A 15,173-nucleotide genomic window follows, 5' to 3' on the forward strand; every position below is an offset into this window, starting at 1 on the left:
ATGAGCCAGGCCTTTGATGCCGTTGCTCAGCAACAACTGCTCGAGCGTCGCGTCAGCGAAGCTCTCGAGCTTGCCCGCAGCCTGGGTGCCGACGCCTGTGAGGTCGGTGCCAGCGTCGATCAGGGCGTCAGCATCTCGGTGCGTGACGGCGAAGTCGAGACGGTCGAACTGTCGCGTGACCAGGGCATCGGCGTGACCGTCTATCTCGGCAATCGCAAGGGCAGCGCGACATCTTCCGATGCCGGCAGCGACTCGATTCGTGCCGCGGTCGAGAAGGCGGTTTCCATCGCGCACTATACCGGCGAAGACAGTTTTGCCGGTCTGGCGCCGGCCGAGCTGATGGCCACCGACTTCCCTGATCTCAAGGCGCATCACCCCTGGGCGATCAGCGTCGATGAAGCGACTGACCTGGCACTGGCCTGTGAGCGTGCCGGGCTGGAAGTGGAAGGCATCGCACAGTCCGAAGGCGCCAGCTTCTCCAGTGGCGAAGGCGTGCAGGTCTATGGCAACAGCCATGGGTTCCTGGCCAGCCAGTGCGGCAGCCGCCACTCGATGTCATGCATGCTGATCGCCAAGGATGCACAGGGCATGCAGCGTGACTATGACTACACCAGCGTGCGCAATCCGGCGGACCTGCGCTCGCCCGAGTCGGTGGGGCGTGAAGCCGCGCGCCGCACGCTGGCGCGTCTGAATGCGCGCAAGGTGGCTACGGGCCGCATGCCGGTGCTGTTCGACCCGCAGATGTCAGCCGGGCTGGTCGGTCACTATCTATCTGCCATCGCCGGCGGCTCGTTGTACCGTGAGTCCAGCTTCCTGTGCGATAGCCTGGGTCAGCCGCTGTTCCCCGACTGGTTCACGCTGGGCGAGAAGCCGCGGGAAGTCGGTGGCATGTCCAGCGCCGCCTTCGACAACGATGGCGTCGCGACGCGTGACAATGTCTACTTTGCCGACGGCAAGGTGCAGAGCTACATGCTGAGCGCCTACAGTGCCCGGCGCCTGAACATGCAGACCACCGGCAACGCCGGCGGCGCGCGCAACGTGCGCATCACCGCGCCGCTGACCTCTCTCGATGAGATGCTCAAGCAGATGGGCACCGGCGTGCTGGTGACCGAGCTGATGGGCCAGGGCGTCAACGGCGTCACCGGTGACTACTCACGCGGCGCCTCCGGTTTCTGGGTCGAGAACGGCGAGATCCAGCATGCGGTCGAGGAGTTCACCATTGCCGGCAATCTGCGCGACATGGCGGCCAATCTGCTGGCGGTCGGCGATGATGTCGATACGCGTGGCAGCATCCACAGCGGTAGCTGGCTGATCGATGGCATGACCGTCGCGGGCATGTCCGAAGGCGAAGACGAAGAGCTGGAAGGCTGATCGCTGAGGCTTCTCTGATCGCGCGACAGGCGAGATGCAACACGGCCGCTCCCGAGGGAGCGGCCGTGTTGTTTCTGGAGCAGTCACTGGAATCCGTCGGGCGTATTACAGGTAGAGCCAGGTCGCCAGCCCGAGGAAGGCCATGAAGCCGATCACGTCGGTCACGGTGGTCAATATCACGCTGCCGGAGAGGGCAGGGTCGATATTGAGCTTCTTGAGCAGTACCGGCAGCAGCGTGCCCGTCACGGCGGCGATCAACAGGTTGATCATGATCGCGGCGCCGATGATGGCCCCCAGCTGGACATCCCCGAACCACACGATGGCGATGCCTGCCACCACCACGGCCCATAACAGGCCGTTGAGCCCCGCGACGATGACCTCGCGCTTGAGTAGCCAGCGGACATTGCCGCTCTTGACGTGCCCCAGCGCGATACCACGAATCAGGACGGTGAGTGCCTGAGAGCCCGCGATGCCGCCCATGCTGGCGACGATGGGCATCAGCACGGCCAGCGCGGTGATCTTCTGGATGGTGCCTTCGAACATGCCGATCACGGCGGAGGCCATGAAGGCGGTCAGCAGGTTGATGCCGAGCCAGACGGCGCGGCGCCACGAGGTTCGCATCACCGGAGAGAAGGTGTCTTCGTCCTCATCCATCCCCGCCATCGACATCACCTGGTGCTCGGCGTCGCCACGGATGACGTCGACCACGTCATCGATGGTGATACGACCCAGCAGGTTGCCATCGCCGCCGACCACGGGCGCCGAGATCAGGTCGTGCTTCTCGAACAGCGAGGCGACTTCGGTTTCCGGCATCAGGGCCGGAATCACCACGCTGTCGGTGTCCATTACTTCGCGCACCGTGACGCCGGGGTCCGAGACCAGCAGGCGATTGATGGGCAGGGCACCGATGAATTCATCACGGCGTGAGACGACCAGCAGGGTATCGGTGGAGTCGGGCAGGCGCTCGTGGCGGCGGATGTAGCGCAGCACCACATCCAGGGTGATGTCCGGACGAATGGTGATGGTGTCCGTGTTCATCAGGCCGCCGGCGGTGTCCTCCGGGAAGGACAGTACCGTTTCGACGCGCAGGCGCTCTTGCGCCTCCATGGAGTCGAGGACTTCGAGAATCACCGCATTCGGCAGGCGCTGCAGAATGTCGGCGACATCATCCGGTTCCAGGTTCTCGGTGGCGGCGAGAACGTCGACGGCGTCCATGTCCTTGAGGAAGTCGGTCTGGATATCTTCGCCAAGGTATTGAAGGACATCGCCCTGCAGCTCGGCATCGACCAGCTCCCAGAGCAGATTACGCTCCTTGGGGGGCGAGGATTCCAGCAGGTGGGCCACGTCCACCGGCGCGAGGCCGCGATTGAGCATGCGTCTTGCCTGTTCCAGCTCGCCGCTTTCCAGCGCCTGTGACAGGCGATCAAGTCTTGGCTTGAGTTTACGAGACGTCTTGCTCATCTGTCGGCTTCCCCTGTCGACATGAAGGACAGCGCTGATTCTACCATTGGCGTAGGGGGGCGCGTCGACAAAAGAAAACAGTGTTTCTTATCGAAAGGACAATCCGCGTCCCGCCACTGGCACAAAAGCAGCGTTGCATGGCTGCCAGGCGCAAGGATAGGTGCTGGGATTGGTACAAGGGTAGGCGCAAGGACAGGTGCAAGAACAGGCGCGAGATATCCTGCGCGAGCAGTTAATGGTGTCGCCAGGGGGCCGCCAGAGGGGGCTGGCCGATAAGCGAGCGGGCCGAAAAGATAGTTGACCAAGAAGCGAGCTGGCTGAGGAAGAAAGGCTGAGTGCACAGTGCAACTGCACAGCACTGTCAGTGGCGGCTATTCGTCTTCCTCGAAACGCGCTTCGAACAGCGCCTCGATGGCCAGCATCGCCTCATCAGCCTGTTCACCCTCGACATCGATCAACAGCGTGGTGCCGCAGGGCGCGGCCAGCATCAGCAATGCCATCACATTGGCTGCATTGGCGCGTCGCTCGCCATGGCTGACCATCACCGTTGCGCAATAGGGCGCACAGCAATTGACCAGCTTGGTGGCAGCGCGGGCGTGCAGCCCGCGGCGGTTGGTCAGCGTCAGCTCACGAGAGGCCATCGCGATGCTCCTGCTGACGCTCTTGCTGATCACTCGCTTCACCCGCGTTGCTCAGCGCGGTATGAATGCCCAGCTCGCGGTGACGCAGGCGCACCTCAGGCAGGCGCTCGGCGAAGTAGCTCGCCAGCTGCTCGCACAGGTAGACGCTGCGATGCTGGCCGCCGGTGCAGCCCACGGACACCGTCAGGTAGCTGCGGTTGCTGTCCTGATAGGCGGGCAGCCAGCGTTCCAGCCAGCCGGCGATATCGTCATGCATCGCCTGGACGGTGGGGTAGCGCTGCAGGAATTCGGCCACGCTGTCATCGCGACCGGTATCGCCGCGCAGATTGATGTCCCAGTACGGGTTGGGCAGGCAGCGGGCATCGAACACCATGTCGGCGTCGGTCGGCACGCCATGCTTGAAGCCGAAGGATTCAAAGGTCAGCGTCAGGTGGCGGGAGCTGTGCTGGGCGACCTGCTCGGTGATCCGCGAGCGCAGGTCGTGCACGCTCAGGTTGGTCGAGTCGATGACCAGATCGGCCTTCTGGCGGATGGGAGCGAGCGTCTTCTGCTCGATCTCGATGGCCTCGGCCAGGGTATGGTCGTTGTCGCGCGTCAGAGGGTGACGACGACGGGTCGCCGAGTAGCGTTCCAGCAGCACTCGCGAATCGGTGGTCAGGTAGACGACCTGCACGTCCATGCCGCTCTGGCGGACGTTGTCGAGCAGTTCGGGGAAGCGGGTCAAGGCTTCCGGCAGGTTGCGGGCATCGATGGAGACCGCGATGCGCCGACGCGCCGGGCTGTCCTTTTCGAGCTGATCGACCAGTGGCGCCAGCAGCATGCCGGGCAGATTGTCGATGGCATAGTAGCCAATGTCTTCCAGCGCCTGGAGAGCGATGGATTTCCCGGAGCCGGAGCGGCCGCTGATGATCACGATCTTCATGAAGTGCTCTCCAAGGGCGAGGTCAACGTCGAAAGAATGCAGGGGTGGGGCAGAAGGCTGCCCGCTATCAGTGCGCTGTACGTCGGCCGATGGAAGGCCAGCAAGACGAAAGCCCGGACGATGTCCGGGCCTGTCATTCAGCGCGCCGGTAATTCGGCGATGGCTTGGGTCAATGCCTCAAAGAGTGCACGCTGGCTGTCTGCCTGGCGCAGGGCCGAGCGATTGGTCGGGGAATTGAGCAATTCCGCGACCTGCCCGAGCAGCGTCAGATGGGTCTCATCCGCTTCCTCAGGCACCAGCAGCACGAACAGCAGATCGATGGGTTCTCCGTCGATGGCATCGAAGTCGATGGGTTCACCGAGCTTCAGAAACGCAGCGATTGGCGTCTTGCAATGCGGGCTGCGTGCATGGGGCACGGCCACGCCGTGGCCAATGCCGGTCGACCCCAGTCTTTCGCGCCCGATCAGGCGCGAGAAGACTTCCTGGCTATCCAGGCTGGGAATGTTCTGTGCGATGAAGGTGCTGAAGAATTCAAGCACCCGCTTCTTGCTCCCCCCGGGGACACCGTAAAGCGTGCGCTCGGGGGGAAGGATCTGATCAAGTGTCATGGCTGAAGGTCAACGGGTCCCGGTGCCCTGAGAGCGAGCCTGGGACTTTTCCTTGTGTTTGACCAGCTGGCGATCCAGCTTGTCGGCGAGCGCGTCGATGGCAGCGTACATGTTGGGGTCTTCTGCCAGGGCGTGGAGGTCAGCGCCTGCCGCGTGCAAGGTGCAGGCAGCCTGCTGGCGCTCCTTCTCGATCGACAGTGTCACCTGAACATTGGTGATGTTGTCGTAATGCCGTTCGAGGCGAGCGAGCTTCTCGTTGACGTAATCGCGGAGAGGATCGGTAAGTTCCACATGATGCCCGGTGATATTCACTTGCATGGACACGCTCCTTTATCCAGCGGGTTGCCATTCAATTGTAACCCTTTTTGACTACGAGCAAACCCTGATCGGACGCTCTGCAACAGGCTTGACGGCCACCGTCTGGCGATGTTTTCGCACCCTTGCCAGTGGCGTCAGATGTCGTGAGCGTCTGTACCGACAATGCCCAAGCTTTGCGCAAAGATCAACGCTGCGCTGCATCGTGGCTCAGTGCTTGTCTTCAACTCAGTGAGGGGTATCGGAGTGGACTTCAAGGGCACGTCTGATGGGTGGTGCGTGAAAGACGCGCAAGAAGGCGGGTTTTCGTCGCCAATCCCTGCATGTACGTCACCTTTCAGGCGCTCCGATTGCGTGGAGCAAGCGGCGTTCCGGGAGGTTCACCGGGTGTCATCCAGGTGCAATACGCGCAAAAGTGACTTTAAAAACATGCGATTGACGGTGAATGACGCTGCCGTAACGGCGGTTTTTTACCGTCATCCTGCGCGCCGTCATGTGCCATGACGGGCAATTGGCGAGCGGTTGCCGGGATGACAGGGAACGCGACAGGCGTACCGCTGCCCGCGAAGTCAGAGGCTGATGAGCGGAAAATCCAGCGCTTGAGGTTGGCGGCGGCTGCCATTGTGGAGGTGAAAGCAGGGCATGGCAGCCGCAGGTGACGGGTCAGGCCAGACGCTTGCGCTCGCTGGAGGAGGGGATGCCCATCGCTTCGCGATACTTGGCCACGGTACGGCGTGCGACCTCGATGCCATCGCTGGCGAGCAGATCGACCAGCCGCGAGTCGGAGAGAGGCTTGCGGGCCGGCTCTTCCGCGATCAGCTTGCGGATGCGGGCACGAATGGCGGTGCTTGAGTGGGCGTCGCCATTGCCGCTGCCACCGACCTGGCTCGAGAAGAAGAACTTGAGCTCGAAGACGCCGCGCGGGGTGTGGATGTACTTCTGGGTCGTGACCCGCGAGATGGTCGATTCGTGCATCTCGACCACTTCGGCGATGTTGGCCAGAATCAGCGGCTTCATGCCTTCCTCGCCTTGCTCGAGGAAGTCGATCTGGCGTGCCATGATCTCGCGGCCGACCTTGAGCAGGGTGTCATTGCGTGATGACAGGCTCTTCATCAGCCAGCGCGCTTCCTGCAGGTTGTCCTTGAGGAAGGTGTTGTCGGCGGACTTGTCGGCACGCTTGATCAGTGCGGCGTATTCCGGCTGGATGCGCAGCTTGGGCAGCGCTTCCGGGTTGAGCTCGACCTGCCAGCCATGCCGGGTATGGCGCACCAGCAGATCAGGGATCACGTAATCGCTGGCGGGCTCGCCCCAGGCGGATGCCGGACGCGGATCGAGCGCACGTACCAGGCGAATGACGTGGTCCAGCTCGTCATCGTCAAGGCTCAGGCGCCGCTTGAGCAGCTTGCGATCATCGTTGCCCAGTGCCTCGAGGAATTGGCGTACCAGGCGGCGCGCCTGCGCCAGCAGCGGCAGATCATCCGGCAGCAGCGCCAGTTGCAGCAGCAGGCATTCGCGCAGATCACGGGCAAAGACGCCGGTCGGGTCGAACTGCTGCAGACGCAGCAATACCTGCTCGAGCTCGGAGGCCTTGAGGCCGGGCAGGCCCTGGCCACGCAGGCCATCGACCAGCTCATCGAGAGACAGGCTCAGATAGCCGGCACCGTCGACGGCATCGATCAGGCTCTCCGCCATCTGGCGTTCACGGCCATCGAGGTCGGTCATCGCCAGCTGCCAGCGCAGGTGGTCCTGCAGGCTCTCGACGCTGGTATTGCGATCGAAGTCCGGCCCTTCTTCGCTCCCGCTGCCACTGCCGGAGCTGGTCAGGCTACCGGCGTGGTCCTGGTAGAGGTCCGACCAGTCACTGTCGAGGGGGTATTCCTCGGGAATCTCGCTCGAGGAGTCGGCAGTGGAGATCTCGCTCGAATCCTGTGTCTCGACGACATCCAGCGACTCGTAGTCCTCGTCGAGCTCCAACATGGGGTTGGACTCGAGGGCTTGCTGAATCTCCTGACGCAGGTCGAGCGTCGACAGCTGCAGCAGCTGGATCGCTTGCTGGAGCTGCGGCGTCATGGTCAGCGAGGTGCCGAGGCGGAGTTGCAGGGTGGGTTTCATGGAGTCAGTCAATTCACGGCAAAGGAACGTGCTTACTACGCTATACCGTGACTCGGGGCACTGACAAGAGGTTGTCGTGAATATTCAAGCAACTTGCATGCCATGTTTCCACCAAGGTGGTATGGACGTCATGCATGCGTCTGATGTCAGACATGAAAAAGCCGCTACGCGATAAAATCACGCAGCGGCTTTCGAAGCTTTCGCCTCCGGTGGGCTCAGCGCAGCCGCTGACCCTAGAGCGTGAACTCGTGGCCCAGGTAGACGTCGCGCACCTGCTGGTTGGCCAGGATGGAGTCCGCATCACCGTGGGCGATGATCTGGCCATCGCCGACGATATAGGCGGTGTCACAGATATCGAGTGTCTCGCGCACGTTGTGGTCGGTGATCAGCACGCCGATGCCACGATCGCGCAGTTGGCGCACGATGCTCTTGATCTCGCCCACCGAGATGGGGTCGACGCCGGCGAAGGGCTCATCGAGCAGTACGAAGTCCGGCTCGGTGGCAAGCGCCCGGGCGATCTCGACCCGTCGACGCTCGCCGCCGGACAGGCTCATGCCGGCGCTGGCGCGGATGTGCGTGATGCTGAATTCCTCGAGCAACTCTTCAAGGCGTGCCTTGCGGCCATTGCGATCCAGGTCCTTGCGGGTCTCCAGGATCGCCATGATGTTGTCGGCCACCGACAGCTTGCGGAAGATCGACGCCTCCTGCGGCAGATAGCCGATGCCGGCGCGTGCACGCTGATGCATGGCGGCAGCGGAGAGGTCCTGGTCATCGATGGAGACGTTGCCGGCATCGGCGCGCACCAGCCCGACGATCATGTAGAACGAGGTCGTCTTGCCGGCGCCATTGGGGCCCAGCAGGCCGACGATGTCGCCCTGGCGGATCTCCAGCGAGATGTCCTTGACCACCTTGCGGCCCTTGTAGGCCTTGGCCAGATGGCGAGCGCTCAGCGTACGCGGAGTAGCAGCAGTCATGACTCAGTTTTCCTTGCTGGCATTGGCGCCGCGCGGCGTCAGAGTCATGTGCACGCGACCGCCTTCGGTCTGCTGTGCCGTCTTGCTGTTGTTGGCGTTCACCTGGCGCTTGTCGAGGAAGTACTCCACGTAGCCGCCTTCGAAGGTGTCATCGCCTTTCTCGAGACGCGCGTTGCCGACCAGCTCCACGCGGCGCTCCAGCGCATGGTAGCGGATGGTGTCGGCCCAGCCCTTGACCAGCTTCTCGTCGGGCGCGGGCTGCTGTTCCAGGTAGGCACGCTTGCCGGTGGCCTTGACCAGCGAGATCTCGCCGCTGCCGGCGCGGCTGATATCGACGCGGCTGGCATCGAGTTTCATGCTGCCCTGGCGCATTTCCACCTGGCCGGTGTAGGTGGCGGTACCGGCCTTGTCATCGAGCGACAGGGCGTCCGCGGCGATGTTGATCGGCTGGCTGGCATCGCTGTCCAGCGCCATGGCGGCAGGGGCGAAGGTGGACATGCCCAGTGCCAGGCAGAGCGCCATGACACCGCTGTTGAGGGTCTGGCGACAGGCCGTCAAGGGCTTGCGAGTCGTGGAAGTCATGGTGGCTCCTTGGCATGACGGGGTCGCCGCCCGAGCAATGATGCCATCGAGCGGCAGAGAAGAAGGTGTTGCGGCGCGGGTCATGGCGTGACGGCCAGCCCGGCGGGTTCATTCACCGCTGGCAGGCGCTGCCTCGAAGGTGCTGTTGACGCGCCCATCATCGGTAGTGGTGCTGTCGGCGCCCGAGTCGATGCGCTCAGCTTCCTTGCTGGCCTCGCTCTGGCCCGTGCCGGGTTGCAGGACGCTGCGAACGCGGCCCTGCAGCACGGCGGAATCCCGGGAGAGGTCGGCGCTGAAGCTGTCGCTTTCGACATGCTGGCCATTCTGGGTGATCACGACCGGCACGTCACTCCAGGCGCGATTCTGATCACGGCTGTAGTGCAGGACATCGGTATCCAGGGTCCAGCGGTCATCGGGCTGGCGCAGTCTGGCATTGCCCTCGAGGGTGAAGGTGTCGCCGCCGGCGCTCAACACGCCACTGTCACCCGTGGCATACCAGCGGCGGTCTTCACTGTCGTTGGTGCGAATCTTCGGGGTCTGCGCCCGGGTCACGTCATCGCCTGGCGTGTGCTCGATATGCGGCGAGGTCATGGACTGGATCGCCACGCCGCGCGCATCGAAGCGTGTCATGTCTGCCCCGTCGAGATAGTAATCCGGCTCACTGCTGTCGACCTCGACATTGACGGTCGATTCCAGGCTGTTGCGCTGCTCGATCAGCGCCAGCACGCCACCGACGAGCAGCAACAGCAGCATCAGCCAGAGACGCGGAGAAGGGCGGGGCAGACGTAACATCAGGGACGCGACTCCTGCAGGTAGGTGTCCAGCACCGAGGCCCAGTGGCCCTGTGCCTTGAGCAGCAGATCACAGAGCTCGCGCACGGCGCCATCGCCGCCCTGGCGTGAGGTGACCCAGTTGGCCTCGCTCATCACGTAGGCCATGGCGTTGGGCACGCTGACGCCGAGACCGACACGACGAATGGCCTCGCGGTCCGGCAGGTCATCGCCACAATAGGCGACTTCTTCCAGCGCGATCCCGTGCTCGCGGCACAGGTCGGTCAGCGCGACCAGCTTGTCTTCACGGCCCTGGATGACATCCTGAATGCCCAGTTCCTTGGCGCGACGCTCGACCATCGGCGAGCTGCGGCCGGTGATCAGCGCGACGCGAACGCCACTGCGCAGCACCAGCTTGAGGCCATGGCCATCCTGGACATGGAAGGACTTGGTCTCGACACCGTTGGCATCGTAGTGCAGGCGGTTGTCGGTGAGCACGCCATCGACATCCAGCGCCAGCAGACGCACGCGGCGTGCGCGGTCGATGATGTCCTGCGGATATTCTTCGCTCAGGGAATTCGTGTCGCTCATGGTCTTTCTCCTCGCACTCCGTGCATGCTTGACGCTGTCCTGTGAACGGCGCTGATGGGCGTAGAGCGGTAGCGTCTTGCCGGGACGATCTGCCGTCGAACAGAGACAGCGAACGCCCGCGGGAGTTCAGATCACGCCGCTGGCCAGCAGGCCGTGCATATGGATGGCTCCGATGGGGTGCTCATCCTCGTCACAGACTACCAGAACGCTGATGCGGTTTTCTTCCATGATGCGCACCGCTTCGGCGGCCAGCATGCTGGCGCGCACGGTCTTGCCGCCGCGGGTCATGACATCATCGACCTTCAGCGCGCGCAGATCGCCGTGCTGGTCGAGGGTGCGGCGCAGGTCACCATCGGTATAGACGCCGACCAGGTGGTCGTCATCATCGATCACGCAGGTGAAGCCCATGCCTTGGCGCGTGATCTCGAGCAGCGCATCGCGCAGCGGGCTGCCGAGTGCCACGCGCGGCAGGGCGTCGCCATGGTGCATCACGTCCTGGACCCGCAGCAGCAGGCGTCGGCCCAGGCTGCCACCCGGGTGGGAAAGCGCGAATTCCTCGGCAGTGAAGCCGCGCGCCTCCAGCAGTGCCACCGCCAGGGCGTCGCCCATCACCAGCGCAGCGGTGGTCGAGGCGGTGGGTGCCAGATTCAGCGGGCAGGCTTCCTGGGCGACGCTGGTGTCCAGATGCGCCTCGGCGTCACGCGCCAGGGTCGAGCCGGGCTTGCCGGTCATCGAGACCAGCGGGGTGCCCATGCGCTTCAATAGCGGCAGCAGCGCCGTGACCTCGGCGGTCTCCCCGGAGTTGGACAGCGCCAGCACCACATCGGCCGGCGTGATCATGCCCAGATCGCCATGGCTGGCTTCACCGGGATGGACGAAGAAGGCCGGCGTGCCGGTGCTGGCCAGGGTGGCGGCGATCTTGCTGGCGACATGGCCGGATTTGCCCATGCCGGTCACGATGACGCGGCCCTTGGTGGCCAGCATCAGCTGACAGGCGCGGTCGAAGTCGTCATCGAGATGGCTTTCGAGCGCGGCGATGGCCGCTTCCTCAATGGCGAAGGTACGGCGGGCGCTGGCGCGAAAATCCGCCTGGCTGGCCGGAGTCTCATCGGCGGCGGACTGGCTGGCGGCGGTCTGACTTGAAGCAGAGGCGCCAGGCGCGGTGGCGTGCGGGGTGCTGGAAGGCTCGGTCATGATCGAATTGTTGCCTGTGGTTGGCCAGGGCTCAAACCGCGCGGAAAGGGCGTGTCATCCCGCGCGGCGGCGTGGCAAACGATGATGAAGACGCTGCCGTCAGCGAGTCAGGCTGATGGCAAGCCAGGCCGTGTAGGCCAGATAGCAGGCGAGCAGGATAACACCTGGGCCGCGGCCGATGCGCCCACGGCGCTGCCAGATGAGCAGCGCGGCCAGCAGCAGCGTCAGCCCCAGCATCACCGGATAGTCACGGCTGATGGCGCTGCCATCCACCGGGCCCGGCGCCAGCAGGCCCGGCACGGGCAGCACGGCGAGGATGTTGAACAGGTTGGAACCGATGACGTTGCCGATGGCGATGTCGTGATGGCGCTTGAGGGCGCTGGCCACGCTGGCGGCCAGTTCCGGCAGGCTGGTGCCGATGGCGATCACGGTCAGGCCGATGATCAATTCCGGCACGCCGAGTGCCTGGGCGATGTCGGTCGCTCCCCACACCAGCGCACGCGAGCTGGCGATCAGCACCGCCAGCCCGACCAGCAGCCAGAAGATGGCGCGTCCGGTGCTCATCTCGGGCACGTCATCCTGGCTTTCCGCCTCGCTCGGCGAATCGACCTTGAACAGCCACACCAGCGTGAAGACCAGCAGGGCCAGCAGCAGGATGCCATCGAGACGCTCGAGCCCGCTGTTGGACAGCGCATAACCGCCCAGCGCCGTGGCCGCCAGCAGCAGCGGAAGCTCGCGGCGCACCAGCCCGAAATGCACCGGAATCGGGGCGATCAACGCCGTGACGCCGAGCACCAGGCCGATATTGGCGATGTTGGAGCCCAGCGCATTGCCGGTCGCGATATCCGGAGTGCCATCAAGAGAGGCCATGATGGAGACGACGATCTCGGGGGCAGAGGTGCCGACGGAGACGATCGTCATCCCGATCAGCAGTTTGCTCATCCCGGCGCGCCACGCAGTGGCCGCGGCTCCTTCGACGAAGCGATCAGCACTCCAGACAAGACCAATCAGGCCGATGACGACTGCAAGGATGGGATATAGCATCAGAACTCTCGGGGCAGGGGGCAGGGCGGTGGCGTATCGCCGGGAACCGCGCCATTAAACGCATCCCCCCAATCCTTTGCAAGACAGCGGCCATGTTCCCATTGTCGAGCGTGTTGCCGAGCGCATTGTTGAGCGCATCACCACCCGCGGCACGGCTCTGTTGCCTTGATGAGACTGGCGGCACAGGGGTGGGTTCGGATACGATGTTCGCTAACTAACTTGATCCTTGGATCCCATGACTCGGACATTCGACCTGTTCACGAGCCGACAGCGTGTGGCTCGTCACGGCGAAGGTCCCTCACAGCGGATGCTTCTATGACTGATTTGCCCGGTCAGACCGCAACCCGGACGGGTGCGGACGGCCAGGATGCGCAGGCTTCTTCACCCGGCGCGGCAGGCGAGATCAATCTCGATGATGCCCTGATTCGTGTTGAAGGCCTGCGGTTCACCCGTGGAGAACGCGAGATATTCTCCGGCATCGACCTCAAGATCCCGCGCGGCAAGATAACCGCCATCATGGGGCCTTCCGGTACCGGCAAGACGACACTGCTCAAGTTGATCGGCGGTCAGTTGACGCCCTCGGCGGGGCGCGTCGAGATCGCCGGCTTGCACGTGCATGGCCTGTCGCGGCGCGAGCTGTTTCGCATGCGCCGTCGCATGGGCATGCTGTTTCAGAGCGGTGCCCTGTTCTCCGACCTGAGCGTGTTCGAGAACGTCGCCTTCCCGCTGCGCGTCCACACCGACCTCCCCGATGCGATGATTCGTGACATCGTGCTGATCAAGCTCGAGTCCGTCGGGCTGCGCGGCGCGCGTGAATTGATGCCGGCTGAACTCTCCGGCGGCATGACGCGGCGTGTCGCACTGGCGCGAGCCATCGCGCTGGACCCGGACCTCATCATGTACGACGAGCCCTTTGCCGGGCAGGACCCCATCTCGATGGGCGTGCTGGTCAATCTGATCCGGCGCCTCAATGATGCGCTGGGCATGACGGCGCTGGTGGTCTCGCACGACATCAAGGAAACGCTGACCATCGCCGATTACGTCTATGTGATCGCCGATGGCAAGGTGATGGCGCAGGGCACCCCCGAGGCGCTGAACGCCGAATCGGACCCGCGCGTGGCCCAGTTCATCCACGGCAAGCCGGATGGCCCGGTGCCCTTCCATTATCCCGCCCCGGACTTCGCCGGCGACATTCTCGATGGTCGCGAATCGGCAACCCGCAGGAGAGAGTCATGAGTGGTCTGAATCGTGGCCCGCTCGGGGCCATCACGTCACTGGGCCGCAGCAGTATCGATGTGATCGCGGCTATCGGGCGTGCCGGCATGCTGCTGGTGCAGGCCGGCATCGGTATTCCGTCCCGTGAGGGCATCGGCCTGTGGGTGCGACAGATGCACTTCGTCGGTGTGCTGTCGCTGGCCATCGTGCTGGTCTCGGGGCTGTTCATCGGCATGGTGCTGGCGCTGCAGGGCTATACCATTCTGGTCGGTTTCGGCGCCGAGGAGGCGCTGGGGCAGATGGTGTCGCTGTCACTGCTGCGCGAGCTGGCGCCTGTGGTCGCGGCCTTGCTGTTTGCCGGGCGCGCGGGGTCGGCGCTGACGGCGGAGATCGGCCTGATGAAGGCGACCGAGCAGTTGACCAGCATGGAGATGATCGGTGTCGATCCTCTCAAGCGCATCGTCGCGCCGCGCCTGTGGGCCGGTTTCGTCTCGCTGCCGCTGCTGACCATCGGCTTCAGTGTCGTCGGCATCTGGGGCGGCAAGCTGGTGGGGGTCGACTGGCTGGGCATCTACGAGGGCGCCTACTGGAGCAGCATGCAGTCGAACGTCGATTTCATCGGTGATGTCATGAACGGCGTCATCAAGTCACTGGTCTTCGGGCTGGTGGTCAGCTGGATCGCCGTCTTCCAGGGCTATGACCTGATCCCGACCTCGGAAGGCATTTCGCGCGCCACCACACGTACCGTGGTTTATTCATCTTTGGCGGTGCTGGGACTCGACTTTGTCCTCACGGCCGTCATGTTCGGAGAGATTTGATGAAACGTACCCGCATGCTCGAGTTCGGCGTGGGCCTGTTCATACTCGCTGGTTTCCTGGGAATGGTCTTCCTGGGGCTGCGTGTCAGCGGCGTCACGTTCCAGCAGGCCGATGACACCTTCGTGCTCAATGCCAACTTCTCAGGGATCGGAAGCCTCAAGGCGCGGTCAAAGGTCACGATGGCAGGTGTTGCCGTCGGCAGCGTCGAGAAGATCGAGCTGGACCCGAAGTGGTTTGACGCCCGTGTCACGATGAAGCTCGACAGCAGCCTGCGTGGCAAGCTGAGCAAGGACACCACCGCCGCCATCCTGACGTCCGGCCTGCTGGGCGAGCAGTACATCGGCCTGAGCACCGGGGGAGACCCGGACGTGCTGGAGGACGGCGATACCATTCGCGATACCCAGTCTGCACTGGTGCTGGAAGAGTTGATCCAGCAGTTCGTGTCCAATTTTTCGAAGAGCTGATTCTCGAAGCGTTGATTCTCGATGCGCTGTTCATCCAAGTGCAGGCACCCGGCGCACGCGTGTGATGCACCGAAAGGCCTGACTCGGTGCC

The 15,173-nt window shown here is 63.7% G+C and carries 16 protein-coding genes; 4 read left to right on the forward strand and 12 right to left on the reverse strand.

Annotated elements, in window-relative coordinates:
- Positions 1 to 1,371: a metalloprotease PmbA gene (gene pmbA, locus QD280_RS09170; protein ID WP_153635169.1), complete on the forward strand. Its 1,371-nt coding sequence runs from the start codon at positions 1 to 3 to the stop codon at positions 1,369 to 1,371.
- Between the two features lie 105 nt (positions 1,372 to 1,476).
- On the opposite strand, the gene mgtE is transcribed toward pmbA, so the two are convergent.
- The 12 genes from mgtE to QD280_RS09230 form a co-directional block, all read right to left on the reverse strand.
- A complete protein-coding gene (gene mgtE / locus QD280_RS09175; protein ID WP_043332561.1) occupies positions 1,477 to 2,832 on the reverse strand; it encodes a magnesium transporter in 1,356 nt (451 codons plus the stop codon).
- Positions 2,833 to 3,203: 371 nt separating this feature from the next.
- Positions 3,204 to 3,473, reverse strand: coding sequence for an HPr family phosphocarrier protein (locus tag QD280_RS09180; protein ID WP_043332560.1), 270 nt, complete (start codon positions 3,471 to 3,473; stop codon positions 3,204 to 3,206).
- Positions 3,460 to 4,395, reverse strand: coding sequence for an RNase adapter RapZ (gene rapZ / locus QD280_RS09185; protein ID WP_279831710.1), 936 nt, complete (start codon positions 4,393 to 4,395; stop codon positions 3,460 to 3,462). Before rapZ ends, QD280_RS09180 begins: the two co-directional genes overlap by 14 nt.
- Before the next feature lie 137 nt (positions 4,396 to 4,532).
- A complete protein-coding gene (locus QD280_RS09190; RefSeq protein ID WP_043332557.1) occupies positions 4,533 to 5,003 on the reverse strand; it encodes a PTS sugar transporter subunit IIA in 471 nt (156 codons plus the stop codon).
- A 9-nt stretch (positions 5,004 to 5,012) separates the two neighbouring features.
- Complete coding sequence (gene raiA, locus QD280_RS09195; protein ID WP_043332555.1) at positions 5,013 to 5,321, reverse strand: ribosome-associated translation inhibitor RaiA; 309 nt, start codon at positions 5,319 to 5,321, stop codon at positions 5,013 to 5,015.
- A 660-nt stretch (positions 5,322 to 5,981) separates the two neighbouring features.
- A complete protein-coding gene (locus QD280_RS09200; protein WP_192838341.1) occupies positions 5,982 to 7,430 on the reverse strand; it encodes an RNA polymerase factor sigma-54 in 1,449 nt (482 codons plus the stop codon).
- Between the two features lie 233 nt (positions 7,431 to 7,663).
- Complete coding sequence (gene lptB / locus QD280_RS09205) at positions 7,664 to 8,404, reverse strand: LPS export ABC transporter ATP-binding protein (RefSeq protein WP_279839008.1); 741 nt, start codon at positions 8,402 to 8,404, stop codon at positions 7,664 to 7,666.
- A gap of 3 nt (positions 8,405 to 8,407) precedes the next feature.
- Positions 8,408 to 8,986: a lipopolysaccharide transport periplasmic protein LptA gene (gene lptA / locus QD280_RS09210; RefSeq protein WP_225347607.1), complete on the reverse strand. Its 579-nt coding sequence runs from the start codon at positions 8,984 to 8,986 to the stop codon at positions 8,408 to 8,410.
- Between the two features lie 108 nt (positions 8,987 to 9,094).
- The gene (lptC, locus tag QD280_RS09215; protein ID WP_279839010.1) at positions 9,095 to 9,778 is read right to left on the reverse strand and encodes an LPS export ABC transporter periplasmic protein LptC; all 684 of its coding nucleotides are present in this window, start codon (positions 9,776 to 9,778) and stop codon (positions 9,095 to 9,097) included.
- A complete protein-coding gene (locus QD280_RS09220) occupies positions 9,778 to 10,347 on the reverse strand; it encodes an HAD hydrolase family protein (RefSeq protein WP_279831699.1) in 570 nt (189 codons plus the stop codon). The genes lptC and QD280_RS09220 overlap by 1 nt, the downstream gene beginning before the upstream one ends.
- 126 nt (positions 10,348 to 10,473) lie before the next feature.
- Positions 10,474 to 11,541: a KpsF/GutQ family sugar-phosphate isomerase gene (locus QD280_RS09225; protein WP_215823915.1), complete on the reverse strand. Its 1,068-nt coding sequence runs from the start codon at positions 11,539 to 11,541 to the stop codon at positions 10,474 to 10,476.
- 99 nt (positions 11,542 to 11,640) lie between these two features.
- On the reverse strand, positions 11,641 to 12,585 hold the full coding sequence (locus tag QD280_RS09230) for a calcium/sodium antiporter (protein ID WP_043332549.1): 945 nt from the start codon (positions 12,583 to 12,585) through the stop codon (positions 11,641 to 11,643).
- Between the two features lie 315 nt (positions 12,586 to 12,900).
- On the opposite strand from QD280_RS09230, the gene QD280_RS09235 reads away from it, so the two are divergent.
- The 3 genes from QD280_RS09235 to mlaD are packed head-to-tail and all read left to right on the forward strand — an operon-like array spanning position 12,901 to position 15,082.
- Positions 12,901 to 13,821 (forward strand): ABC transporter ATP-binding protein, encoded by a 921-nt coding sequence (locus QD280_RS09235; RefSeq protein WP_279839013.1) that lies wholly within the window; start codon positions 12,901 to 12,903, stop codon positions 13,819 to 13,821.
- On the forward strand, positions 13,818 to 14,618 hold the full coding sequence (gene mlaE, locus QD280_RS09240; protein WP_043332547.1) for a lipid asymmetry maintenance ABC transporter permease subunit MlaE: 801 nt from the start codon (positions 13,818 to 13,820) through the stop codon (positions 14,616 to 14,618). Before QD280_RS09235 ends, mlaE begins: the two co-directional genes overlap by 4 nt.
- Complete coding sequence (mlaD, locus tag QD280_RS09245; RefSeq protein ID WP_043332545.1) at positions 14,618 to 15,082, forward strand: outer membrane lipid asymmetry maintenance protein MlaD; 465 nt, start codon at positions 14,618 to 14,620, stop codon at positions 15,080 to 15,082. The genes mlaE and mlaD overlap by 1 nt, the downstream gene beginning before the upstream one ends.
- Positions 15,083 to 15,173: the final 91 nt, after the last annotated feature.

It is taken from the genome of Cobetia sp. 1AS1 (assembly GCF_029846435.1).
In the GTDB taxonomy this organism is placed as follows: domain Bacteria; phylum Pseudomonadota; class Gammaproteobacteria; order Pseudomonadales; family Halomonadaceae; genus Cobetia; species Cobetia amphilecti.

Coding starts and splice junctions, on each gene's coding strand:
- QD280_RS09230 (WP_043332549.1), bottom strand. CDS start 12,585: ATGCTATATCCCATCCTTGCAGTCGTCATCGGCCTGATTGGTCTTGTC.
- lptA (WP_225347607.1), bottom strand. CDS start 8,986: ATGACTTCCACGACTCGCAAGCCCTTGACGGCCTGTCGCCAGACCCTC.
- mlaD (WP_043332545.1), top strand. CDS start 14,618: ATGAAACGTACCCGCATGCTCGAGTTCGGCGTGGGCCTGTTCATACTC.
- mlaE (WP_043332547.1), top strand. CDS start 13,818: ATGAGTGGTCTGAATCGTGGCCCGCTCGGGGCCATCACGTCACTGGGC.
- QD280_RS09225 (WP_215823915.1), bottom strand. CDS start 11,541: ATGACCGAGCCTTCCAGCACCCCGCACGCCACCGCGCCTGGCGCCTCT.
- QD280_RS09220 (WP_279831699.1), bottom strand. CDS start 10,347: ATGAGCGACACGAATTCCCTGAGCGAAGAATATCCGCAGGACATCATC.
- raiA (WP_043332555.1), bottom strand. CDS start 5,321: ATGCAAGTGAATATCACCGGGCATCATGTGGAACTTACCGATCCTCTC.
- QD280_RS09190 (WP_043332557.1), bottom strand. CDS start 5,003: ATGACACTTGATCAGATCCTTCCCCCCGAGCGCACGCTTTACGGTGTC.
- QD280_RS09235 (WP_279839013.1), top strand. CDS start 12,901: ATGACTGATTTGCCCGGTCAGACCGCAACCCGGACGGGTGCGGACGGC.
- mgtE (WP_043332561.1), bottom strand. CDS start 2,832: ATGAGCAAGACGTCTCGTAAACTCAAGCCAAGACTTGATCGCCTGTCA.
- lptC (WP_279839010.1), bottom strand. CDS start 9,778: ATGTTACGTCTGCCCCGCCCTTCTCCGCGTCTCTGGCTGATGCTGCTG.
- pmbA (WP_153635169.1), top strand. CDS start 1: ATGAGCCAGGCCTTTGATGCCGTTGCTCAGCAACAACTGCTCGAGCGT.
- QD280_RS09200 (WP_192838341.1), bottom strand. CDS start 7,430: ATGAAACCCACCCTGCAACTCCGCCTCGGCACCTCGCTGACCATGACG.
- rapZ (WP_279831710.1), bottom strand. CDS start 4,395: ATGAAGATCGTGATCATCAGCGGCCGCTCCGGCTCCGGGAAATCCATC.
- lptB (WP_279839008.1), bottom strand. CDS start 8,404: ATGACTGCTGCTACTCCGCGTACGCTGAGCGCTCGCCATCTGGCCAAG.
- QD280_RS09180 (WP_043332560.1), bottom strand. CDS start 3,473: ATGGCCTCTCGTGAGCTGACGCTGACCAACCGCCGCGGGCTGCACGCC.